We start from the raw sequence: 20,472 nt of genomic DNA on the forward strand, positions 1-20,472 counted from the left end.
CCTCGGCTCGTCGGACCCGGTTCCCGAAAAATCTCGATAGTCTCGAACGGTCGCTACTCCGGAAGCAGGACGCCGTCGATGACGTGTACGACGCCGTTGGATGCCTCGATGTCCGTGTCGACGATGTCGGCCTGGTCGCCGTTCAGGTCGGTCCCATCGACGTCGACGGTGCCGCCGTTGAGCATTCTGATTCTCGGCGCGTTGACGACCGACTGGGAGTATCGACGACCGTTGGTGACGTGGTACAGGAGGATGTCCGCCAAGTTCTCCAGTTCGAGTAAGTCCTCCAGTTCGACGCCGAGTGCTCCGGCGAGGTCTTCGAACGCCTGGTCGGTCGGTGCGAACACCGTCAGCTGTTTGTTGCCGCTCAGCGCGTCGACGAGTCCAGCCTCCTCGACGGCAGCGACCAAAACGGTGAAATCCTCGGATTCGACAGCGATGTCGACTATCGTGTCGTCGCCGCTGGCTCCTGTACGCCGTCCCTTGGCACTCTCCGGACGGCCTCTGGCACTCACCGTGCCGACGCCGACCGCCAGCGCTGTGCTCCCGCCAATCGTCTTCAGTACTGCCCGCCGCGTTTGGTTCATGTGTTCAAACCTCACGAATCAGTACGCGATACTTCCCCAAGATATTAATACCAAACTAGTATGAAGTATATAACCTAACCCCCGTTCGATGGGGCGACGAACTAGTCGAGGCGCTTCCACAGGGAGTTTCAAGACGCTGGGTTCCGCCTTTTCGGTATGACACAGGCGGCGGACCGCATCTTCACGAACGCCGAGATACACACGCTGGCCGACCCCGACGAGACGTACGAGGCCGTCGCCGTCCGAGACGGCCGAATCGTCCGCGTCGACTCCGCCTACGAAATCGGGTTTCTGGAGGGCGTCGACACCGAGGTCATAGACTGCGACGGTGGTGTCCTGCTGCCGGGATTCATCGACGCCCACACCCACATGGAAATCGTCGGGCGGCGACTCGTCCACGCCGACCTCGCGACCGACGACCGGACGGCAGCACTCGACCGTCTTCGGGAAGCGCCGGACGAAGAGTGGATTCTTGGCTACGGCTACGACGAATCGTCGTGGGACGACGACCGCTATCTCACCCGCGAGGAGTTAGACGAGGTGTCGAGTGACCGGCCGGTCGTCGCCTTCCGAGAAGACCTCCACACTGCCTCGGTCAACTCCGTCGTCCTCGACAGATACGCGGAGTCCTTACCCGAATCGGGCGTCCAACGGGACGACGGCGACCCGACCGGCGTCGTCACCGAGGACGCCGCCGAGTTCCTGCGGATGGAGACCGCACCCGGACGCGCCGAGACGAAACGGCTCGTCGAGGCCGCACGCGACCGAGCCCACCGACTCGGCGTGACGGGCGTCCACGACATGGTCCGACACTCCGATGCGCCGGCGGCCTATCGAGCGTTGGCACGCGACGGCGACCTCGGTTTGCGGGTGCGACTGTACTACTGGGCGGACCACCTCGATGCGGTCGAAGAGACGGGGCTTGTGACGAACCACGGCGGCCCCTACGTCTCCGTCGGCGGTATCAAGACCTACACTGACGGCTCTCTCGGCGCGGGAACGGCGAAGCTCTCGGAACCCTACGCCGACCGCGAGGGGACCGGCGAGTGGGTCGTCGACCCCGAGGAGTTGGCCGACATCGCCGAACGCGCCGACGAACTCGGGATGCAGTTGGCGGTCCACGCCATCGGCGACGAGGCAATCGAAATCACCCTCGAGACCCTCCCTGAGGACCCTGAAATGCGGCACCGCATCGAACATGCCGAGTTGCTACCGGCCGACCTCGAGGGCTTCGACGCCGTCGCCTCGATGCAACCGAACTTCCTGCGGTGGGCGCGGGCGGGTGGGCTCTACGAGCGCCGTCTCGGCGCCGACCGAACCGCCGAATCGAACCGCTTTGCGGACGTACTCGACGCGGACGTACCGCTGGCATTCGGCAGCGACTGCATGCCGCTGGACCCGCTTTTCGGCGTCCAGCATGCGGTGACGGCCCCAGAGGAAGGCCAGCGGCTCTCGGTCACCGAGGCGTTAGAGGCCTACACCTCCGGAGCGGCCTACGCGGGCCACGACGAGGACCGCTTCGGCACCGTCGAAGTCGGCAAGCGGGCGGACTTAGTCGTCCTCGAGGAATCTCCGTGGGCGGTCGACGTCGACGCAATCGCCGATATCCCCGTCTCGATGACGGTCGTCGACGGCCAGGTCGTCTACCGGGCCTGACTCGACTCAGGCCAACACCACGTCGAGTGTCAGCATGACGATGATACCGGCCATCGTTCCGAGCGTGGCGACGCGTTCGTTGCCGTGGGTGTGGGTCTCGGGAATGATTTCGTCGGAGATGACGAACAGCATCGCGCCGGCGGCAAAGCCCATCGCGTAGGGGAGGAGAGGACTGGCAATCTGGACGGCGAAGGCGCCGAAGACGGCCAGCGGTATCTCGACGACGCCGGCCCGTAGCCCCGCGACTGCCGCGTACCATCGGCTGTCGAGGCCGGCGTTCAGCGCCGCGATGGAGACGGCTAGCCCCTCGGGGATGTTCTGGAGGCCGATGGCAATCATCAGCGCGATGGCGCCGCCGAGGTCACCGGACCCGAACCCGACGCCGACGGCCAACCCTTCGGGCATGTTGTGCAGCGTGATGGCGAGGACGAACAGCGTCACCGAGGCGACGCGTGCGTCGACATCTGGGAGACCGTCAGTGTCTGGGTTGGCCGCGTCGGTCCGCCGCTCCCCGGTGACGAGGTAGTGGGCGTGGGGAACGAGTGCGTCGGCGCGGTCGAGAAACAGCGTTCCCGTGACGAGGCCGACGAGAACCGGAACGATACCGACCAACTCGACCCCGCCGAGAGTGACTGGGTTGTACGCCGCCTCCGACGCGAAGTCGATGCCGGGGAGGATGAGGCTCGTGAAACTCGCAGCCAGCATGACGCCGGCGGCGAACCCCAGCGCCGTATCCAGCGACCGCTCGGAGGGGTTCCGCCAGACGAAGACCAGCGCCGCACCCAGCAGGTTCAACCCGGCAATGACGAGGCCGCCGACGAACGCCTGCATCACGGGGTTCTGACCGGCAATCGCGACGAACACCGACTCGGCCGTGGTCATACGACCTACCGACACCGGGGTAGATTAAAAAACCGGCATACGCCGGTCTTTGATTGAATACTGCAGTTCGGAGTGCGTAGTATCGGACACTAACTCAGCCAACAGAGAATATTGAAGACAAAATTTTATCAATACGCCAGTCCGTGGGCTAGAATACCCCAAGGAGTACTACCCATGCCCGAAATGGAAACGGTCGACCTTCAGACCGACCTCAGCCTGTTCAAGTACGACAACCTCGAACAGCTCCCGTCGCAGTACCGGGAGTTGAACGAGGACGAACGCACGGAGCGCGTCGCTGTCGCCCGGGAGGAACTGGGCGAGGACGTAATCGTCCTCGGCCACAACTACCAGCGGCGGGAAATCGTCGAGCACGCCGACTTCATCGGCGATTCCTACGAGTTGAGCAAACGGGCCGCCGACGCCGATGCGGACTACGTCGTCTTCTGTGGCGTGACGTTCATGGCCGAATCGGCCGACATCATCACCGACGACGACCAGACGGTCATCCTGCCGAGCATGGAGGCCTCCTGTCCGATGGCCGGGATGGCCGAGGCGCTGCAGGTCGACGCCGCGTGGGCCGAACTCACCGCCGCCGCACCCGACGCGGATATCGTTCCCATCACCTACATGAACAGCTACGCCGACCTGAAGGCGTTCTGTGCTGACCAGGGCGGTCTCGTCTGTACCTCCTCGAACGCCCACGACGCCTTCGAGTACGCCTTCGAGCGTGGCGACAAGGTGCTGTTCTTGCCCGACAAACACCTCGGAGAAAACACCGCCCACCGCCTCGGAATGGAAGACGCCGTCGCCGAGTGGGACCCGTGGGATCCCGAATCGAAAGACGCCAGCGAGGTGGCCGACGCCGACATCGTGCTGTGGGACGGCTACTGTCAGGTTCACGAGCGGTTCACCGAGGCCCACATCGAGGCAGTCCGAGAACAGCACGACGACGCCAACGTCATCGTCCACCCCGAGTGTCGACGGGAAGTCGTCGAGGCGGCCGACGTGGCCGGGTCGACCTCGACCATCTGTGACACCGTCGCCGAGGCCGACCCCGGCGAGACGTGGGCCATCGGCACCGAAATCCACCTCACGAATCACCTCCAGCGGTGGCATCCCGAGGTGAACGTTGTGCCGCTGTGCGGCGACGCCTGCATGGACTGCAACGCCATGCGACAGGTCGACCCCAACTACCTGACGTGGGTACTGGAGGGTCTGGCCGAAGGCGAAGAACGCAACGTCATCGAAGTCGCACCGCGCGAGAAGGAACTCGCCGGACTGGCGTTAGAACGGATGCTAGAGATATGACGATGCAGGAACGCACCACCGACCTGCTGGTCGTCGGCAGCGGCGTCGCGGGCTGTGCGGCCGCCCTCGCCGGCGCCCGAGCGGGCGCGGACGTGACGCTCGCGACGAAGGCCACCCGTCCGGAGGAGTCGACCTCCTACTGGGCACAGGGCGGCGTCGCCGTCACTCGCGGCGACCCCGAGGCGTTCAGAGCCGACATCTTGGAAGCGGCCGACGGCGCGGCAGACCCCGAGGCCGTCGACGTGTTGGTCGATTCGGCCGACGAGGCCGTCGAAGACGTGTTCGTCGAGACCCTCGGCGTCGAGTTCGACGGCGACGATATCCCCGACTACGGCCGGGAGGCCGCCCACAGCGAGGCGCGCATCCTCCACGTCGACGCCTCGACGGGTAAACACGTGCTGGCACCGTTTTTGAACCACCTGGCCGACCACGACGCCGTCGAGATACTGGAGGACACCGCCGCCCTCGAATTGCTGACCCACGAGGGGCGAGTCCACGGTGCGATGCTAGAACGAGATGGCGAGTGGGCCCCCTGCTTCGCCGGCGCGACGGTGCTGGCGACGGGTGGCATCGGGGCGTGTTACGGTCGCTCGACGAACCCCGAAACGGCGACCGGCGACGGCATCGCGATGGCGGCGCTGGCCGGCGCGGACCTCGAGGACATGGAGTACGTCCAGTTCCATCCCACCGCGTTCGCGGGTGAGGCGCCACGCGCCTCGAAGCGAAGCGGCGAAGCCGCAGAGCGGGGCGAGGCTGACGGAGACGGACAGGGAACCTTCCTCCTCAGCGAGGCGGTCCGTGGCGAGGGCGCCCTCCTTCGGAATAGAGACGACGAGCGGTTCATGCCGGAGTACCACGCCGACGCCGAGCTTGCTCCCCGTGACGTGGTCGCACGCGCCGTCGAAGCGGAACGCGACCGTACCGGCGAGGTGTATCTGGATGTGGGCCCGCTCGATTTCGAAGCCGAGTTCCCGGACCTCACCGCCGAATGCGAGAAGCGGGGCGTCGACCCCACGGAGGGGATTCCGGTCGCTCCCGCCGAGCACTTCCTCTGTGGCGGCATCGACGTCGACACCGAGGGCCGGGCGTCGCTGGACCGACTGTTCGCCGTCGGCGAATGTGCCCGGACGGGCGTCCACGGCGCGAACCGACTGGCTTCGACCAGCCTGCTGGAAGCCCTCGTCTGGGGACTCCGGGCGGGTGAGGCCGCCGGCGGTTTCGAGGCCGAGAAAATCGAGACGCCGGAGTTGCTCGACCGCGACCCCACCTTACCCGAGGGGTTCGCCGAAGAGAAGTCGGTCCGTCTCCGACGCGTGATGGACGAGTACGTCGGCATCGAGCGCACTCCCGAGGATTTGGGTCGAGCGCAGGCCGTCCTCCGGCGGCTGAAGGGCGAGGTCGACGCCTACACCCGCACCCGGACGAGTCGGTCGCTGTACGAACTCCGCGGCACCTGCGTCACCGCCCTGCTTGTGGCACGCGCTGCCGCCGAACAGGAGGAATCGCGCGGCTGTCACCACCTCGTCGAGGAACCGACCGCCGATGCCGATTGAGCGCTCACAGGTCGAACGCTGGCTCCGGGAGGACCTCGGCCACCACGACGTGACGAACGACGTTCCCGGCGAGACGACCGGACGACTCGTCGCCAAAGAGCGCGGCGTCGTCGCCGGCCTCGACGCCGCCGAAGCCGTCTTCGAGTACCTCGGCGTTACCGTCGAGAGTCGGGAACCCGACGGTACGGCCATCGAAGCCGGTGAGACCGTTCTCCGCGTTTCGGGGGCTGCTGCCGACATCCTTCGCGGCGAGCGCGTCGCGGTCAACGTCGCCGGCCACGCCTCGGGTATCGCCACCCGAGCCCGGCAGGCGGTCGACGCCGCCCGTCAGGTCAGCGACGAGGTTCGCATCGCCGGCACCCGAAAGACCACACCCGGCCTTCGGGGAATCGAGAAACGCGCCATCGCCGCGGGTGGCGGCGACACCCACCGACTGGACCTCTCGCATATGGTGATGGTAAAGGACAACCACGTCGCCGAGTTGGGGATGGAACGAGCCATCGAGCGGTTCCGAGAACAGGTGTCGTTCGCGACGAAAATCGAGGTCGAAGTCGAGGAACCGTCGACTGCCGTCGACGCCGTCGATGCGGGCGCCGACATCGTCCTGCTGGACAACATGACCCCGGACGAAATCGAGCGGGCGGTCGAATCGGTCGATGGCCGGGCGCTGACCGAAGCAAGCGGCGGCATCACCGTCGAGGACGTGGCCGACTACGCGGCGACCGGCGTCGACGTGATTTCGATGGGGTCGCTGACGCACTCGGCGTCGGCGCTGGATTTCTCCTTTCGGACCGGCTGATTACAACTCCGACTGGTCGGCGTGCGACCTGACCCATAGCTCCCCGATGCGGGACAGTCGCGTCCGGTAGGACTTGCCGTGTTCTTCCTGTTCGATGTACCCCTTCCCGCCGGGACCGAGGCGGTCGACGTTGTAGATGACCTTCGAGCGGAACGAATCGGTGTACTCCTCGCCCAATTCCCGGGCGAGCGTCTGAGCGAGTTCCGAGACGGACTCGAAGACGCCGTGTTCACCGAGCGTGAAGAGAATGAGTTCCTCGAAGGGCTTGACGTTCGAGAAGGAGGCGACCGGCAACTCGATGATGTGGCTGTCGCCGAACTGCTTGGCGCCGATGGTGGTGCCGCGTTCGTCGAACTCCTCCAGTAAGTCGTCGGCGAGGTCGAGGTGTCGTTCGATGCGTTCGTCGTCGACTTCGTCGCCGAGGAGGTCCTCCAGCAGGTCCCGCTGGGCACGGAGTTCCTCGGCGAGTTCGGTCTCGAGGTACTTCTCCGGGACGGTGTAGTAGGTGTGGATGCGGTCGCGGTCGCCCTCGCGTTCGACCATGATGGAGTGAGCGGCGGTCGCGAAGGCAAACGAGACCGTGCGAGGCATCGCCGAGACGTTGACCCACACCTCGCCGCCGGCGTCGAGTTCCGTGTTGATGAGGTCGTAGGCCTGCTCGAAGGCGGCGTCGTAGTCGTAGACGTCCTCAACGACGAACCGTTCGGTTTCGGCGCCGAGAAGGTTCGTGAAGTCCTTTTCGAGTTTCTTCGCGAGGTTCCGAGAGTACTCGACGTTGGCCTCGCTGCCGACCGCCCCCTCGAGCAGGACGACGCGGTCCACGTCGAGTTGGTCCCGCACCAGCGGGGCGATGAGCCGGTCGTAATCGAAGCCGACCGGAACGATGTGGGTTTGCATACTCCCGAATCAGCGCGGGACGGTTATCAATCCCGGCAGGTCGTCACGGTGAATGGCTCTCGATTCGACGGCTCACCGGACACGTTCCGGGAAGTATCATAACGGTGGCCAACGAGGGGGCCAACGAGGCCGACGCATGAGTGACACTGACGAGCAGGGGAACCGCCGATACGACGCGGTTCGTCTCGAGTACCAGAACCTCCGGTCGGAAGTCGAGGAGTCGATTCGCAATCAGGTCCGCATCCTCGGCTACGGTGGGACGGCGCTGTCGCTGCTGCTCGGCGTCGGCATCGTCCAAGCATCCCGGATGCTCTTGGTGTCGCTCCCGTTTCTGGCGTTCTTTTTCGCCGTGCTGTGGAACATCGAACAGACCCGGATGATGCGGGCCGGCGACTACATCTCGACTATCGAGAAGCGACTGAACGAAGACCAGTTCGAAGAGCCAGTGATGCTGTGGGAGACGTGGCTCCGGTTCAGGGCCTCGAATCAACCGGAAGGCGACATCTATCAGCGACATTATCAGGCACAGTACGTCGTCATCGGGATTTTCATGCTAGTAATCCTCGGCGGGATGGTCGGCCTATGGATTGGGCGTCCCGAGAACGTGCCAGTCAGCCTCGCTGCCGTCTTGACCGTCGTGTACGCGGGGTTCCTGCTGACGACGCTGTACTTCCTTCAGGCAGTCGTCCGGCACGAGAGCGTCGAACACAGCTTCGATCGCTTCCACCGCATCGAGACCGAGGCCTTTCAGGACGATTCGGAATAACTGGTCTGGCCCGGATACGCCGATTCGGATTCGTACTGTCGGAGCGTTTCGGGGGGAGACGTGAAGACGGGGTCGATGGCACCACTGTCGACGAGGGCCTCGAAAGTCAGCTCCCGCAGGAACGACGCTTCGGGATCGAAATCGACGCCGTCGAGCGTCGAGTACTGTTCGAGGGCCGCGGCACGGCGCCGAGCGAGAGCAAAGAGCAGCGCGTCGGTCCCGCGACGGTGAATCGGCCGATGATGGCGAAGCGACGCCGCGAGCACGTCGGCCGGAACACCGAGTCTGAGCGCGTCGCGGTAGTTCCGGTACCGTCGGCGGAGTCGGTATCGGAGCGACGACCACTCGAAGTTCGCGTGGTGTTTGATTGTCGTCACCGGGAGAACGTACAGAGTCGCCCGCTCGTCGACGCGCATCCAGAGGTCCTTGTCCTCGTGGACCTGCAGGTCACGCCAGCCGCCCGCGTCTTCGATTACGTCCCGATAGCCGATGAGACAGCCGTTGACGAGGAGGATTCCAGGGCCCCGGTCGTCGGTGAGACGGCGGTAGTACTCGACGAGGTCCGGCAGCGCGGCGTGGAACTCCGTGTCGAGGTCCGCCTGTGCGACGACCACGTCCGAATCGGCGTGTTCGAACGCGATTTGCCGCCCTCGTCCCCGCGAGACACCGTCCCGATACACCAGTTCGATGTCCCGCTGGGCGTCGAAGCGCTCGAGTTCACTGAAGGAGTCGTCCTCCGACCCGGCGTCGACGACGTAGATTCCGTCCTCCGCCGAGAGCTGTCGACGAAGACTCTCGATGGCGACGGAAACCGTCTCGTTCTGTTCGTAGTGGGTCACCAGAACGTCCATTCGGGTTCGGATACCGCTCGGTATCACATAAGCGTACGTCGTAGACCCACGACCTGACGGGCCCGTGAGACATGCACGGATTTATTCTGTCTCCCTCTGTAGATATGGTGGGTGATACCGATGGGCAAAGACATCCTGATGATAGTCGGTGACTTCGGCGAGGACTACGAGATTATGGTACCGTTCCAGGCGCTGCAGATGGTGGGCCACGAGGTCCACGCCGTCTGTCCCGACAAGGAAGCGGGCGAGACGATCAAGACCGCCATCCACGATTTCCGTGGCGACCAGACGTACATGGAGTCGCGAGGGCACAACTTCGAGTTGAACGCCACGATGGCCGAGATAGAGCCGAGCGACTACGACGCGCTGTGTGTTCCCGGCGGGCGGGCACCGGAGTACCTCCGGACCCACGAGGAGGTCATCGAGGCGGTCCAGCACTTCTTCGAGGCCGACAAGCCGGTCGCGACGCTGTGTCACGGCCCGCAGATTCTGGCGGCCGCCGGCGTACTGGACGGCTACGAGATGACCTCCTACCCTGCGGTTCGAGCGGAGTGTGAGGCCGCCGGTTGTTCGTGGGTCGACGGCGTCGTCACCGACCGCAACCTCGTCACGGGGCAGGCGTGGCCCGACCACGCCGAGTGGCTGGCCGGCTTCATGGAACTGCTGGGCGACGAAGTGAGCCACGGCGAGGCGGTCGCGGCCGCCGACGACTAATCGACGCTTTCCCTTTTTCAATCGGCGCTCAGGCCCTCGAAGTACAGGTCTGTGTCCTCGTCGGGCGACTGGGCGGTGACGGTGGAGACGGCCACCGTGACGAGCAGTCCGAGAACCATACAGTAGATGGAGACCCCCCAGCCGAAGTAGGTGTCCGTAAAGAGCGTCACGGGGCCGAGCGGCACTTCCGGAAGGAAGTTGAACGCGACGTAGACGACCTGCGGGACGAGGATGCCCGCGACGATGCCGCCCCGTGTCGTGCGCCGCCAGTACAGCGCCAGGATGACGGGCAGCGCCAGTTGGGCGAACCCGCCGAAGGCGAGATCGCCGATGGTGACGAGAATCGACCCGACCGAGTCGGCGCCGAAGGCACCGGCCTCGGCCCAGATGCTCGCCGCGAGTGCGGCGATAGCGAAGACGGCCACGCCGACGCGGGCCAGGAGGTCCTCGCGGCGCTCCGACAGCGAGGCGTCGACGACCGGCCGATAGATGTCGCGGGTGAAGTACGACGACCCCGACAGCAGCATCGAGTCCGACGACGACATCATCGCGGCGATGGCGCCGGCGATGACCAGCGCCGCGAACCACGCCGGCGTGTACTCGCCGAGGATGACCGGCAGGATGCTCTCGCCGGCGCCGATGTCCGCTTCGAGGCCGAGGCCCGTCGCCCACGTCCCGAGCAGGAACGCGGGGACGAACAGCAATAAGACGAGGACGGGCCACAGCGCGAAGGAGCGTTTGAGGACGGTCTCGGAGGACGCTGCGAAGAACCGCTGGTTCACCTGCGGGAACATGGCGACGCCGAAGGCGATGGAGATGGCGAAGGTGAGCATGTTCGCGGGCGTGTAGAAGTCACTTCCCAGCGCGAAGAACTCCGGCCGAGTGGCTTCGAGGCCGGCGTTGATGGTGGTGAGGCCGCCGTCGACGGCCAAGAGCACCCACAGCGCCGCCGCCCACACCATCACCAGCATGAACGCACCCTGTAAGGTGTCAGTCCAGGCGATACCGCGCATCCCCGCCAACACGACGTACAGTATCATGAACGCGGTGATGAGCGTCGCGCCGGCCCAGAAGGGGAAGGCGCCGCCGGTGAGCGCCGACAGCGCCCCGCCGGCGCCGATTTGCTGGAGCATGACGTAGGGGAACAGCCAGAACAGTGAGACGACGGCGACGAGGGCCCGAACGCCGGTGGACCCGAAGCGGTCGCCGAGCATCTCCCCCAGCGTCACGTAGCCGTGTCGCTGGCCGAGGAGCCACTGCTTGTAGCCGACGACGTACCACAGCACCGCGAAGATGATACCGTCCATCAGGCCCATGACGAGAATCCACTCGGGGCCGAAGGCGTACGACGTGTCGGGTCCGCCAAAGAAGGTAAAGGCCGACAAGAGCGTCGCGAACACGGTAAACAACAACACGACGGTGCCGAAGGTGCGACTGGCGAGATAGAAGTCCTCGGCGGTACGCTCCGTGAGGCGGTAGGCGAGCAGGCCGACGCCCAACGCGATGAACAGGTAGGCGACGATGATGCCGAGTTGCAGCGTCGCAGTCATGCGCGGTCACCCGTCGTAGTGCCGTCGGTATCGGTGATACCGATACCCCACGCGCGGTTCGCGAACGTCCAGAAGGCTACCGACGCCAGCACCATCCAGCCGATATGCCACCACAGCCACACCGGCAATCCGAGCGCCATGCGACTGTCGCCCCACAGGAACCACGGGATGGCGAACGTAACCAGCAGCGCAAATACGACCGCCCAACCGTATTTCTCCGCTGTCGAGACCATTGGTTGACACTCCTTACCGACCCGCACGCCTAAATGTTGCTAATCGTTCGACAATGGCCAGTATCGAAGAAGAATCCTCTTCATCAGCCGGAGGCCGACGGCAATCAGTACACGCGCGTCCCGTTCGGCACGTCGCGTTCGGGTTGGAGGTGGACGACGCTCCCGTCGCCGTCGTCGGACTCCGTCCGACTCTCCGCGGGACCGTGTCCCGCGCTGTCGACGCCGGTGACGAGACACTGACTCTCGAAGCCCGCGATGTTCACCGTCCCGAGGTTGACGACGGCGACGACCTGTTGACCGAGGAGGTCATCCGGGTCATAGAGGTCGGTGAGCCCGGCCGCCGACTGTCGCGTCTCGGAGCCGAAGTCGACTTCGAGTTTGTACACGTCCTTTCGGGCCTCGGGGAACGGTTCGACGCTCGTTATTTCGCCGATGCGCATCTCCACGTCCTCGAGGAACGCCGTCGGGTCGATGTCGGGTTCGTCGATACCCATACGCCGCCGTCGTCGTGGACGTACATAAACGGTCCCGGAGGCTAGCCAAAGCCCGAGTCCGTCCGCAGGTTTATATACGCGTGTCGGCGTAATTTATATACCCATGAGTTCGCTCATGGATTCACCATCACCATCCACGCCCGGCGACGGGCAGTTCATCAATGCAGGACACAGCCAAATATCTCGTTCACGCGGACATCACCGCCGACGGAGTGGTCGAGCGCTCCGACGTCGTGGGGGCGGTCTTCGGGCAGACCGAAGGCTTGCTTGGCGACGAACTCGACCTCCGGGAGTTACAGGACTCCTCGAAAGTCGGCCGCATCGACGTCGAAATAGACTCCCAGAACGGCCAGTCGTTCGGCCGCATCACCATCGCGACCAGCCTCGACCAGGTCGAGACGGCCATCCTCGGGGCGGCGCTGGAGACTATCGACCGCGTCGGCCCGTGTCGCTCGACCATCGAGGTCAGAAAAATCGAGGACGTCCGCGCCGCCAAGCGCCGGGAAGTGGTCGAGCGCGCGAAGGCGCTGTTCGGCGAGGCGTTCGACGATACGGTCCGCTCCAGCCGTGACCTCGTCGAGGAGGTCCGAGAGGCCGTCCGCGTCGAGGACATCACCGAATACGAGGGCCTCCCGGCCGGCCCCCGCGTCGCCGACTCCGACGCCATCGTCGTCGTCGAGGGACGGGCCGACGTGCTCACGCTGCTCCGGTACGGCATCAAGAACGCCATCGCCGTCGAGGGGACGAACGTCCCCGACGCAGTCGCCGAATTGACCGAATCGAAGACCGTCACCGTCTTCCTCGACGGCGACCGCGGCGGCGAACTCATCAGGAAGGAACTGTCGCAGGTCGGCGACATCGACTACGTTGCCTTCGCGCCGGAGGGCAAGTGCGTAGAGGACCTCGCGCGCCACGAAGTGATGGCCGCGCTTCGGGAGAAAGTCCCCCACGAACAAGCCATCGAGGCTGCCGAAGCGGAGAGTCCCCCCGAGACACCGGGCGTCGAGTCGTCATCCTCAATCGAGCCGTCCGGTCCGACGAACAACGGAACCGCCGCGGTCGACGCGTCGGCCGAAGCCTCCGCCGAGGAGCCGACGGCCGACACCGATGCGACGGCCGACACCGATGCGACGGCCGACATCGAGACGACCGAACCCGAAGAATCCGAAGCGACGGCGACTGAAAGCGACGACGACAGCGACCCCGGAACGCTTCGCGGGCACGTCCGTGAAATCATCGGCGACGAGAGCGGCCGCGCCAGACTGCTGGATGCCGACTTTCGAGCGGTCGAGGAGTGCCCCGCGGCGGACGCCTTCGACTGTCTGGTCGACGCCGAGACGGTGCCCACCGCCGTCGTCGTCGACGGTGAACTGGACCAGCGGCTTCTCGACGTGGCCGCCCAGCGGGGCGTCGACCAGGTGGTCGCCGCCTCGACCGGCGAGTTCGTCAAACAGCCGACGAGCGTCCGGGTCAGAACCGCCGACGCGTTACTCGCCGCGAACGAGGCGTAGTGCGTCCGTGCCGTCGGCGTAAAACGACGGCAATCGCTCTCTGACCGCGAACCCGATGGCGCGATAGAAGCGTTCGGCCCCCTCGTTTTCCGCCGGCGTCGTGACGACCGTTCGGTCGGCGCCCGACACCTCCGCGATCGCATCGACCAGCGCTCGACCATATCCGTGTCGACGGAAATCGGCGGCGACGACCAACTCCGAGAGCGTCGTCTCCTCGCCGGGAAGTGCGATAGCGTAGCCGACGACGCTCCCCTCGTGGACGGCGACCCGGCCGACGAACGGGCCGTCGATGGCGGCGTCGATTAACTGTGAGTCGGCGTAGGAGAGATTCGACTGCAACGACCGGACAGCCGATTCGTCGGCCGGGACTATCGGCCGAATCACAGGACCACGAGCCCCGCTGCCCCGGCGACCAGCCCCGCCGACAGCGTCGCCAGCAGATTGACGCTCTGGTTGTCGAGGCGACCGCCTTCGAGCGTCGCCCCGAGGATGCTGTCGACGGTCATGCCGACGAACCCGGCGGCGAGAATCGTCGCAGTACCGGGAACGCCGAGGCCGAAGAACAGCGCGCCGAGGCCGGCGATACAGCCGGAGCCGACGAGGCCGGCGACGACGCCCTGCCACGTGACGCCACCGTCGGTGCCCGCCTCAACGCGTTCGAACGTCGTGATAAGTCGCGGGTTGTCGAAGAGGCCGCCGAACTCACTGGAGAGGGTGTCGGCCAGCGCCGCGGCCACCGCGCCGGCGAAGGCAAACCGGAATACGGAGGCGTCCATGTTGACGTGGAGCGCGCCAGCGTAGGCGGCGACGGCGACCAACGCGACCGCCGAGTTCGCGAGGACGTTCCCGCTGTCGCGGGCGCCCTCGTTCTCCTGGGCGATGCCGCGTTCGAGTTTCTCGTCGTAGCGGTACTTCGAGGCGAGGCCGCCGACGCCGAAGAACGTCATGAGGAGGACGAACCAGCCGTAGCCCCCGAGGACGACGGCGAACAGCGCGAGCAACACCCCGGTGAGCATGCCGGTAATCGAGGCGGTTCCGAGTCCGTAGGCGAGGCCGCCGAGCAGGACGGTGAGTCCGAGCCCGACGGCGATTTGCGTCGACGACGTCGTCGCCTCCAGACCCAGTTCGAGCAGGAACCAGATGACGAGTCCCGTCGAGAGCAACACGAGCGAGTCGTCGCGAATGTGTAGCGCCGACCGGATGAGCGCCGCCAACAGCGCGCCGCTAGCCGCGAAGAACGTCGCCAACGGGAGCGACGGCGTCGCGGCGCCGAGGGTACCGGCGAGGAAAATCGACCCGATGGCTCCGGCCATCCCCGAGACGACGAACGCCGAGACGAGGACGAACGGGTTCAGCAGACGGGTCGCGACGAGCATCTGTCCGAGGTTGCCAGTCGTGAGGACGAACACCGACGCGACGAACGCCGCCGTCGGCAACTCGAAACCGACGAGCAACACGGCGAGACCGGCGACCGCAAGGGCGAAGGAGGCGAGGCCGTACAGCCGGCCCTCCTTGCGGTCGCTGTCGCGGGCGAACAGTTCGAACAGCGGGCCTCGTGTCGATACCAGCGCCACGGCGGCGACGAACGCGAAGGGGGCGACGGTCGTGATGGCGGCGAGCCGACTGCTGGTGGCGCCGTCTAACACCGGAGCGATAAGCGACAGCGCTCCGACGAGGAAGTAGCCGCCGGCCCGACGTACGTCGCCAGTCACGCCCCGAGATTCCGCCGTCGCCCACTTAACCTTCCCGAAGGTGGACCGACACGTTCAGGCGCCTCGGCGAGAACACGCGGACGTGGGACTGTACGACCGGTATCTCGCGACGCGAATCCGTCTCAGCGACGCGGCCGTTCCCGAGCGGGTCGCACTCGTCATCACCGAACACGACCTGCTCGAACGGGGCGCCTACGACACCCTCTCGGCGTTTCTGGAGTGGGCCTTCGAGACCGGCGTCGAGGAGGTGCTCATCTACGTGAGCGTCCTCGACAAGGCTGCCGTCCCGACGCTTCGGAACGCGCTCTCGGAGTTGGAGAGTCCGAGGACGGTCGCCGTCCGTGGCCCCGACGCCGACGACGCCGCCGACGCGCCCGTGCAAGTGTCCATCGGCCTCGGCGGCCGCGAGGAGTTCGCCGCCGCCGTCCGAAACATCGCCGAAGACGCCGCTGCCGGCGAGTTGGACCCCGAGGACATCGACGAGGCCGAAATCGAGCGCCATCTCGTCTTCCGGACGCCGCCGGACCTCGTCATCAAGACCGGCGCCGAACGGCTCTCGGATTTCCTCATCTGGCAGTCCGTCTACTCCGAGTTGCACTTCACCGACGTGAACTGGCGTGACTTCCGGCGGCGGGACTTCCTGCGTGCTGTTCGGGAGTATCAGGAGCGGCAGAGACGATTTGGACGATGAAGGCAGCGAGTCTTCCAACCCTCGCGGCGCGAGCGAAGCGAGTGACGCGACGGGCCGAGCGGTGAGCGCGGCGGACCGCCCGAAACACGTCGTTCACTCGACCGATGGGTCGGCCTCGCCGGCCTCCTCGATGTCGTCGAGTTCGCCATCGGGCAGCGAATCGCGGAACCGACCGATGACGCGGCGGGCCTCCTGGAGTTCTACGTCACCGACGGCGCGCAACAGCGCGGCCGCACGCTGGGCGCGCGTCCGGCGCCACGACTCCTGTCTCGACTCGTAGGTCCGGACCGCACGCAGGAGGTCCACGCGGGAGAACTCCGGCCAGTATGGCGTACAGAAGTAGACGGCCGCCTCGTTGCCGTTGGCGTGCCACGGCAGGAAGTTCGAGGTGCGCTCGTCGCCGCCGGTGCGGATGATGAGGTCGACCGCACGGGTGGGACGGGCGGTCATCCGGCGCTCGATTTCTTCGACGCAGACCGACTCGGGATCCAACTCGCCGGCGGCGGCTTCGCGAGCGATGTCGCGGGCCACCCCGAGCAGTTCCGCGCGGCCGCCGTAGGCCAAGGCGACGTTCAGGTACAGTTCGTCGTACTGTTCGGTCCGGGATTCGGCGTAGTCGACGGCCTCACGGACGCGCGGCGGGAGCCGCTCGACCTCGCCGATGGCGCGGATGCGGACCTCGCGGTCGTGGACCTCCTCGCGGTCGGCGAACGTTCGGAGTTTCTCGGTGATGAGGTCGAACAGCGCCTCGCGTTCCTCCGGCGGGCGCTCGAAGTTCTCCGTCGAGAACGTGTACAGCGTCAACTCCTCGACGCCGAGGTCCGCACACCACCGCAGCACGGACTCGGTTGTGTCGGCGCCCGCTCTGTGACCTTCGGTCTTCGCTTCGCCCTGCTTTTCGGCGTACCGACGGTTGCCGTCCTGAATGACCGCGACGTGGGACGGGGCACCGGACACTTCTCGCTCCAAGACGCGCTCGTAGGCGGCTTCCAGGAGCCGACGGGGACCTCTCATCTGTCTGAGTCGAAGGCACCCAGGCAAATGAGTGTTGTTGGTCCGGCCGGCGCGCGCCGGCCGGCACAGACGACTCCGAGTGTCGGCACCCGGCAATAAACGGCCCGCCACAGACCGAACGACCGAATTTACGGGCAGTTCAGGGCAAATCACCACCAAAAACAGTCGATTCACAATCATGTAGCCGCAGCCTTTTTATGCACCCACGTCATCCCGTCAGTTGCAATGGCGACTGGTACGGTTGACTTCTTCAACGACACTGGCGGCTACGGATTCATCGAAACTGACGACGCGGACGAAGACGTGTTCTTCCACATGGAGGACGTCGGCGGTCCTGACCTCGAGGAGGGGCAGGAAGTCGAGTTCGACATCGAGGAGGCCGAGAAGGGCCCGCGCGCGAAGAATCTGACCCGTCTGTAAGACGGCACACAGGCACAGCGTTTACGACTTCGGTGCGGTGCGGGCTTCGGCGCGGACCGTGACCTGTATTACCCTCGATAGCCTCTGCTTTCTCAATGGCAGACGCTATCGACGACGACCTTTATCAGCGGACGAAGGCGCTGCTCGAACCCGGAGACATCCAACTGAACGGCGTCATCGTCCGGACCGAGTTGACCGGCGAGGAGGAGCCGACGCTCCATCAGGCCACCCTCGACATCGGCGACATCATCGCCGAAGCCGCCGGCATCGACCCAACGGACACCTTCGTCTACTCCGGCAACGACGACGACCGCTTCGGCGTCAACCAACATCAGGGACTGACCCTCGAGGACGAGGAGTTCGTCTGGGAGTGCCAACAGCTCGTCCGCGACGGCACCTACGACGTGGTGTTCTACTACGAGGCCGACGCCGACCAGACGGCCATCGTCGAGGGCGTCGAGGAACTCGGCTTCGATGCCACCGGCGTCGAGGGCGAGTAGGCGAGCGTCGGAAAACCGGCGAAGGAATGCGCCGAACACGGGTCTCAAGCGTCCGGCCGCCCAAGGACGTGTATGAGCCAGCCGGCACTCCGACGGGACGGACGGGACGAGTGGACCGACGAACGTGGCTGGAGCCACCGAATCGCGGACGTCAGCAGCGTCGACCTCCACTACGTCACCGTGGGCGACCCCGAGGCCCCAGCGGTCGTCTTACTTCACGGGTTTCCGGAGTGCTGGTGGGCGTGGCGGCGACACGTCGAGCGCCTCGCCGAGTCGTTCCACGTCGTCGTTCCCGACCTGCGCGGCTACAATCGCTCGGAGAAGCCCCACGAAGTCCGACAGTACCGACTCGAAGCAGTAACCGAGGACGTGGCGGGACTGATACGGACGACCGGCCACGAGACGGCCCACGTCGTCGGCCACGACTGGGGCGGCGTCGTCGCCTTCGGGACCGCCCTCCAGCGACCCGAGGTCCTCGACCGACTGGTCGTCCTCAACGCACCCTATCCCGGGGCCTTCGAGGGGCAGTTCACGCTCAGGCAGGCGCTTCGGTCGTGGTACGCCGGCTTCTTCCAGTTACCCGCGATTCCCGAGCGGTTGCTTTCGGCCAACGACTTCGCGTTGCTCGAACGACTGTTCCGTGAGGACCCGGTCGTTCCGGACGCCTACACAGAGGAGGATATCGCGACGTACCGGAGGGCGTGGCGCCGGGAGGGTGCGATTCGGGCGATGCTCGATTACTACCGGGCGTTCGGCCGGGAGAACGTCCAGCGACTGTGGCGAAACCGGTGGGATGCCGGCCGACGCGTCGGCGCCGAGACGCTACTGCTGTGGGGCGAACGCGACCGCGCACTCGGCGGGCACATCCCCAACGTCATCCAGCGAGAACTCGACGACGTGACGGTCGAACACTATCCGGAGGCGAGTCACTGGCTCCACGCCGAGTACCCCGAGCGGACGGGCGCCGACATCGAGGCGTTCATTTCCCGATGACGACGGCCTCCCGCACCTCCAGTGCTGTCTCGAACTCTTGACGGCGGTCGAGGTCGTCACCGAGTCGTTTCAGGTGTTCGGCGTGAGCGCGGCGAATCGCCTTCCACTCGCGGTCGGTGAGGTCCAACGCCTCGCCCACATCCGCCCAGTGGCCCTCGCTTGTGAGGAAGACAGCCGTCGATTCGTCCTCGTGGACGCATTCGTAGCGTCGGCCGTAGTCGGGGAGTCGAGCCCCGAGGTGCGTTTGGGCGCGGTCGACGAGGTCTGGGAGCGCTTCACCGGAGACGGAGGCTTTCGCGGCCGCGACGACGAGGGCGTTGCCCTGTAGCGGACCGCCCGCCATCTATCCACCCGCACGAATCGCCTTGCGGGCGAAGTCCTCGATGAGCGGTTCCAGCGTCTCGTCGTCACCTTCGAAGTCGACGGTCACTTCGGTCAGCGTTATCGATCCGACGACGTCGACTTTCTCCTCGGAGAGGTCGGCGTGCCAGCCGTCGCCCTCGATGCGGTCACCGCTCTCGTCGGTTCGGGCGCCCCCGAGGTTCTCCAGATAGTTCGCGGCCAACCGCTTCGAGATGCCGCGGAACTGCCGTGTCTCCTGCATCTATCCACCCGCCACTGGCGGAAAGACGCTCAGCCGGTCGCCGTCGTCCAATTCCGTCTCGGTGCCGTCGATGTGAACCACCTCGCGGCCGTTCTTCAGGATGCTCAACTGTGGCTGGATGTCGCCGTCGTCGTCGAGGATTTCGCCGACGAGTTCCGGCCACTCCGATTCGATTGCCGCGAGCACGTCGCCGACCGTGGCGTCGTCGTCGTACTCCCGTTCGACGACTTTCTGACCAACCGCCTTCCGGAACGTCGCGAAGAACCGCAACTCGATGTTCATGCCTCGCCGTTGGTCCGTCTCACTCATAAATCAGAGAGTCGGATGCCGTCTTCGACGAGGCGAGCGTTGCGTTCGCGGTCGAGTTGTGCCGCCAGCCACTCGTATTCGTACAGTTGGGCGACGAGGTCCGCATACAGGTTCCGCCACGCGATGGCGAAGATAGGCGACTGTCCCCACGCCCGGAGTTCGGGGACGAACTCGTCGAAGCGCTCGCGGCGGGCGTCGAAGTGTTCGATGAGGTCGAGCGCGCGACTCGCGGCTTCGGCGTCGTCGTCGGCTTCCTCGATGGCGCCGTTGAGGCGCTGTTCGTACCCCTCGACGGCTCGTTGCATGTCCTGTGCGGCAGCCTGTCCGTCCTCCGGAAGCGAGTCGAGAAGTGGCTGTGGGACGCCGAGCGAAATCTCGTCCATACGGCGTGGTGGTGCCACGACAGTAAAAAGGTGGCCGGCGCCTGC

25 protein-coding genes are annotated in these 20,472 nt (G+C 65.6%); 11 read left to right on the top strand and 14 right to left on the bottom strand.

Annotated elements, in window-relative coordinates:
- Positions 1–53: 53 nt before the first annotated feature.
- Positions 54–587 (bottom strand): fasciclin domain-containing protein, encoded by a 534-nt coding sequence (locus HWX69_RS15670; protein WP_178917984.1) that lies wholly within the window; start codon positions 585–587, stop codon positions 54–56.
- Between the two features lie 156 nt (positions 588–743).
- Between HWX69_RS15670 and HWX69_RS15675 the strand changes: the two genes are divergently transcribed.
- A complete protein-coding gene (locus tag HWX69_RS15675) occupies positions 744–2,243 on the top strand; it encodes an amidohydrolase (protein WP_178917985.1) in 1,500 nt (499 codons plus the stop codon).
- 6 nt (positions 2,244–2,249) lie between these two features.
- On the opposite strand, the gene HWX69_RS15680 is transcribed toward HWX69_RS15675, so the two are convergent.
- The gene (locus HWX69_RS15680; RefSeq protein ID WP_178917986.1) at positions 2,250–3,125 is read right to left on the bottom strand and encodes a ZIP family metal transporter; all 876 of its coding nucleotides are present in this window, start codon (positions 3,123–3,125) and stop codon (positions 2,250–2,252) included.
- 174 nt (positions 3,126–3,299) lie between these two features.
- Here HWX69_RS15680 and nadA point away from each other — a divergent pair, with 174 nt between their 5' ends.
- From nadA to nadC, 3 genes are read left to right on the top strand one after another with little or no spacing between them, the layout of a single operon-like run.
- A complete protein-coding gene (gene nadA, locus HWX69_RS15685) occupies positions 3,300–4,433 on the top strand; it encodes a quinolinate synthase NadA (protein ID WP_178917987.1) in 1,134 nt (377 codons plus the stop codon).
- Positions 4,430–5,986: an L-aspartate oxidase gene (locus HWX69_RS15690; RefSeq protein ID WP_178917988.1), complete on the top strand. Its 1,557-nt coding sequence runs from the start codon at positions 4,430–4,432 to the stop codon at positions 5,984–5,986. Before nadA ends, HWX69_RS15690 begins: the two co-directional genes overlap by 4 nt.
- Positions 5,976–6,785: a carboxylating nicotinate-nucleotide diphosphorylase gene (nadC, locus tag HWX69_RS15695; protein ID WP_178917989.1), complete on the top strand. Its 810-nt coding sequence runs from the start codon at positions 5,976–5,978 to the stop codon at positions 6,783–6,785. Before HWX69_RS15690 ends, nadC begins: the two co-directional genes overlap by 11 nt.
- On the opposite strand, the gene HWX69_RS15700 is transcribed toward nadC, so the two are convergent.
- A complete protein-coding gene (locus HWX69_RS15700; protein ID WP_178917990.1) occupies positions 6,786–7,682 on the bottom strand; it encodes an HFX_2341 family transcriptional regulator in 897 nt (298 codons plus the stop codon). It lies immediately after the preceding gene.
- 136 nt (positions 7,683–7,818) lie between these two features.
- Between HWX69_RS15700 and HWX69_RS15705 the strand changes: the two genes are divergently transcribed.
- Positions 7,819–8,448, top strand: coding sequence for a hypothetical protein (locus tag HWX69_RS15705; RefSeq protein WP_178917991.1), 630 nt, complete (start codon positions 7,819–7,821; stop codon positions 8,446–8,448).
- Here the strand turns inward: HWX69_RS15705 and HWX69_RS15710 are convergent.
- The gene (locus HWX69_RS15710; RefSeq protein ID WP_178917992.1) at positions 8,430–9,299 is read right to left on the bottom strand and encodes a glycosyltransferase family 2 protein; all 870 of its coding nucleotides are present in this window, start codon (positions 9,297–9,299) and stop codon (positions 8,430–8,432) included. The two genes, HWX69_RS15705 and HWX69_RS15710, sit on opposite strands and share 19 nt — an antisense overlap.
- 120 nt (positions 9,300–9,419) lie before the next feature.
- Between HWX69_RS15710 and HWX69_RS15715 the strand changes: the two genes are divergently transcribed.
- The gene (locus HWX69_RS15715) at positions 9,420–10,013 is read left to right on the top strand and encodes a DJ-1/PfpI family protein (protein ID WP_178917993.1); all 594 of its coding nucleotides are present in this window, start codon (positions 9,420–9,422) and stop codon (positions 10,011–10,013) included.
- A gap of 17 nt (positions 10,014–10,030) precedes the next feature.
- Here HWX69_RS15715 and HWX69_RS15720 read toward each other — a convergent pair whose 3' ends face one another.
- The 3 genes from HWX69_RS15720 to HWX69_RS15730 form a co-directional block, all read right to left on the bottom strand.
- Positions 10,031–11,563, bottom strand: a complete 1,533-nt coding sequence (locus HWX69_RS15720; RefSeq protein ID WP_178917994.1) for a sodium:solute symporter family protein — start codon at positions 11,561–11,563, stop codon at positions 10,031–10,033.
- A complete protein-coding gene (locus tag HWX69_RS15725) occupies positions 11,560–11,796 on the bottom strand; it encodes a DUF3311 domain-containing protein (protein WP_178917995.1) in 237 nt (78 codons plus the stop codon). Before HWX69_RS15725 ends, HWX69_RS15720 begins: the two co-directional genes overlap by 4 nt.
- 104 nt (positions 11,797–11,900) lie before the next feature.
- Positions 11,901–12,290 (bottom strand): tRNA-binding protein, encoded by a 390-nt coding sequence (locus tag HWX69_RS15730; RefSeq protein ID WP_178917996.1) that lies wholly within the window; start codon positions 12,288–12,290, stop codon positions 11,901–11,903.
- Positions 12,291–12,451: 161 nt separating this feature from the next.
- Here HWX69_RS15730 and dnaG point away from each other — a divergent pair, with 161 nt between their 5' ends.
- The gene (dnaG, locus tag HWX69_RS15735; RefSeq protein ID WP_178917997.1) at positions 12,452–13,801 is read left to right on the top strand and encodes a DNA primase DnaG; all 1,350 of its coding nucleotides are present in this window, start codon (positions 12,452–12,454) and stop codon (positions 13,799–13,801) included.
- Here the strand turns inward: dnaG and HWX69_RS15740 are convergent.
- Both HWX69_RS15740 and HWX69_RS15745 read right to left on the bottom strand, forming a co-directional pair.
- The gene (locus HWX69_RS15740) at positions 13,778–14,185 is read right to left on the bottom strand and encodes a GNAT family N-acetyltransferase (RefSeq protein WP_178917998.1); all 408 of its coding nucleotides are present in this window, start codon (positions 14,183–14,185) and stop codon (positions 13,778–13,780) included. The two genes, dnaG and HWX69_RS15740, sit on opposite strands and share 24 nt — an antisense overlap.
- Entirely contained in the window at positions 14,182–15,513 is a 1,332-nt protein-coding gene (locus HWX69_RS15745) for a DUF92 domain-containing protein (RefSeq protein ID WP_178917999.1), read from the bottom strand. The genes HWX69_RS15740 and HWX69_RS15745 overlap by 4 nt, the downstream gene beginning before the upstream one ends.
- 82 nt (positions 15,514–15,595) lie before the next feature.
- Here HWX69_RS15745 and HWX69_RS15750 point away from each other — a divergent pair, with 82 nt between their 5' ends.
- Positions 15,596–16,204 carry an undecaprenyl diphosphate synthase family protein gene (locus HWX69_RS15750; protein WP_178918000.1) on the top strand — a complete coding sequence of 203 codons (609 nt, stop codon included), beginning with the start codon at positions 15,596–15,598 and terminating at the stop codon, positions 16,202–16,204.
- 93 nt (positions 16,205–16,297) lie between these two features.
- Here the strand turns inward: HWX69_RS15750 and uppS are convergent, their stop codons facing one another.
- The gene (gene uppS / locus HWX69_RS15755; protein WP_178918001.1) at positions 16,298–17,218 is read right to left on the bottom strand and encodes a polyprenyl diphosphate synthase; all 921 of its coding nucleotides are present in this window, start codon (positions 17,216–17,218) and stop codon (positions 16,298–16,300) included.
- A gap of 225 nt (positions 17,219–17,443) precedes the next feature.
- Here uppS and HWX69_RS15760 point away from each other — a divergent pair, with 225 nt between their 5' ends.
- The 3 genes from HWX69_RS15760 (at position 17,444) to HWX69_RS15770 (ending at position 19,131) form a co-directional block, all read left to right on the top strand.
- On the top strand, positions 17,444–17,638 hold the full coding sequence (locus tag HWX69_RS15760) for a cold-shock protein (RefSeq protein WP_156709831.1): 195 nt from the start codon (positions 17,444–17,446) through the stop codon (positions 17,636–17,638).
- Between the two features lie 95 nt (positions 17,639–17,733).
- Positions 17,734–18,138, top strand: a complete 405-nt coding sequence (locus HWX69_RS15765; RefSeq protein ID WP_178918002.1) for a DUF5778 family protein — start codon at positions 17,734–17,736, stop codon at positions 18,136–18,138.
- A gap of 72 nt (positions 18,139–18,210) precedes the next feature.
- Complete coding sequence (locus HWX69_RS15770) at positions 18,211–19,131, top strand: alpha/beta fold hydrolase (RefSeq protein ID WP_178918003.1); 921 nt, start codon at positions 18,211–18,213, stop codon at positions 19,129–19,131.
- Here HWX69_RS15770 and HWX69_RS15775 read toward each other — a convergent pair.
- The 4 genes from HWX69_RS15775 to HWX69_RS15790 are packed head-to-tail and all read right to left on the bottom strand — an operon-like array spanning position 19,118 to position 20,427.
- The gene (locus tag HWX69_RS15775) at positions 19,118–19,474 is read right to left on the bottom strand and encodes a hypothetical protein (protein ID WP_178918004.1); all 357 of its coding nucleotides are present in this window, start codon (positions 19,472–19,474) and stop codon (positions 19,118–19,120) included. The two genes, HWX69_RS15770 and HWX69_RS15775, sit on opposite strands and share 14 nt — an antisense overlap.
- Positions 19,475–19,735, bottom strand: coding sequence for a hypothetical protein (locus tag HWX69_RS15780; RefSeq protein ID WP_178918005.1), 261 nt, complete (start codon positions 19,733–19,735; stop codon positions 19,475–19,477).
- A complete protein-coding gene (locus HWX69_RS15785) occupies positions 19,736–20,017 on the bottom strand; it encodes a ubiquitin-like small modifier protein 1 (protein ID WP_178918360.1) in 282 nt (93 codons plus the stop codon).
- 23 nt (positions 20,018–20,040) lie between these two features.
- On the bottom strand, positions 20,041–20,427 hold the full coding sequence (locus HWX69_RS15790; RefSeq protein ID WP_178918006.1) for a hypothetical protein: 387 nt from the start codon (positions 20,425–20,427) through the stop codon (positions 20,041–20,043).
- Positions 20,428–20,472 lie beyond the last annotated feature (45 nt).

Origin of the sequence: Natronomonas gomsonensis, assembly GCF_013391635.1 — an archaeon.
Taxonomy (GTDB): Archaea; Halobacteriota; Halobacteria; order Halobacteriales; family Haloarculaceae; genus Natronomonas; species Natronomonas gomsonensis_A.

What these genes read in the sequence shown, in the direction of transcription:
- HWX69_RS15670 (WP_178917984.1), bottom strand. Translation starts at nt 587, where the DNA reads ATGAACCAAACGCGGCGGGCAGTACTGAAGACGATTGGCGGGAGCACA.
- HWX69_RS15675 (WP_178917985.1), top strand. Translation starts at nt 744, where the DNA reads ATGACACAGGCGGCGGACCGCATCTTCACGAACGCCGAGATACACACG.
- HWX69_RS15680 (WP_178917986.1), bottom strand. Translation starts at nt 3,125, where the DNA reads ATGACCACGGCCGAGTCGGTGTTCGTCGCGATTGCCGGTCAGAACCCC.
- nadA (WP_178917987.1), top strand. Translation starts at nt 3,300, where the DNA reads ATGCCCGAAATGGAAACGGTCGACCTTCAGACCGACCTCAGCCTGTTC.
- HWX69_RS15690 (WP_178917988.1), top strand. Translation starts at nt 4,430, where the DNA reads ATGACGATGCAGGAACGCACCACCGACCTGCTGGTCGTCGGCAGCGGC.
- nadC (WP_178917989.1), top strand. Translation starts at nt 5,976, where the DNA reads ATGCCGATTGAGCGCTCACAGGTCGAACGCTGGCTCCGGGAGGACCTC.
- HWX69_RS15700 (WP_178917990.1), bottom strand. Translation starts at nt 7,682, where the DNA reads ATGCAAACCCACATCGTTCCGGTCGGCTTCGATTACGACCGGCTCATC.
- HWX69_RS15705 (WP_178917991.1), top strand. Translation starts at nt 7,819, where the DNA reads ATGAGTGACACTGACGAGCAGGGGAACCGCCGATACGACGCGGTTCGT.
- HWX69_RS15710 (WP_178917992.1), bottom strand. Translation starts at nt 9,299, where the DNA reads ATGGACGTTCTGGTGACCCACTACGAACAGAACGAGACGGTTTCCGTC.
- HWX69_RS15715 (WP_178917993.1), top strand. Translation starts at nt 9,420, where the DNA reads ATGGGCAAAGACATCCTGATGATAGTCGGTGACTTCGGCGAGGACTAC.
- HWX69_RS15720 (WP_178917994.1), bottom strand. Translation starts at nt 11,563, where the DNA reads ATGACTGCGACGCTGCAACTCGGCATCATCGTCGCCTACCTGTTCATC.
- HWX69_RS15725 (WP_178917995.1), bottom strand. Translation starts at nt 11,796, where the DNA reads ATGGTCTCGACAGCGGAGAAATACGGTTGGGCGGTCGTATTTGCGCTG.
- HWX69_RS15730 (WP_178917996.1), bottom strand. Translation starts at nt 12,290, where the DNA reads ATGGGTATCGACGAACCCGACATCGACCCGACGGCGTTCCTCGAGGAC.
- dnaG (WP_178917997.1), top strand. Translation starts at nt 12,452, where the DNA reads ATGCAGGACACAGCCAAATATCTCGTTCACGCGGACATCACCGCCGAC.
- uppS (WP_178918001.1), bottom strand. Translation starts at nt 17,218, where the DNA reads ATGAGAGGTCCCCGTCGGCTCCTGGAAGCCGCCTACGAGCGCGTCTTG.
- HWX69_RS15760 (WP_156709831.1), top strand. Translation starts at nt 17,444, where the DNA reads ATGGCGACTGGTACGGTTGACTTCTTCAACGACACTGGCGGCTACGGA.
- HWX69_RS15765 (WP_178918002.1), top strand. Translation starts at nt 17,734, where the DNA reads ATGGCAGACGCTATCGACGACGACCTTTATCAGCGGACGAAGGCGCTG.
- HWX69_RS15770 (WP_178918003.1), top strand. Translation starts at nt 18,211, where the DNA reads ATGAGCCAGCCGGCACTCCGACGGGACGGACGGGACGAGTGGACCGAC.
- HWX69_RS15775 (WP_178918004.1), bottom strand. Translation starts at nt 19,474, where the DNA reads ATGGCGGGCGGTCCGCTACAGGGCAACGCCCTCGTCGTCGCGGCCGCG.
- HWX69_RS15780 (WP_178918005.1), bottom strand. Translation starts at nt 19,735, where the DNA reads ATGCAGGAGACACGGCAGTTCCGCGGCATCTCGAAGCGGTTGGCCGCG.
- HWX69_RS15785 (WP_178918360.1), bottom strand. Translation starts at nt 20,017, where the DNA reads ATGAACATCGAGTTGCGGTTCTTCGCGACGTTCCGGAAGGCGGTTGGT.
- HWX69_RS15790 (WP_178918006.1), bottom strand. Translation starts at nt 20,427, where the DNA reads ATGGACGAGATTTCGCTCGGCGTCCCACAGCCACTTCTCGACTCGCTT.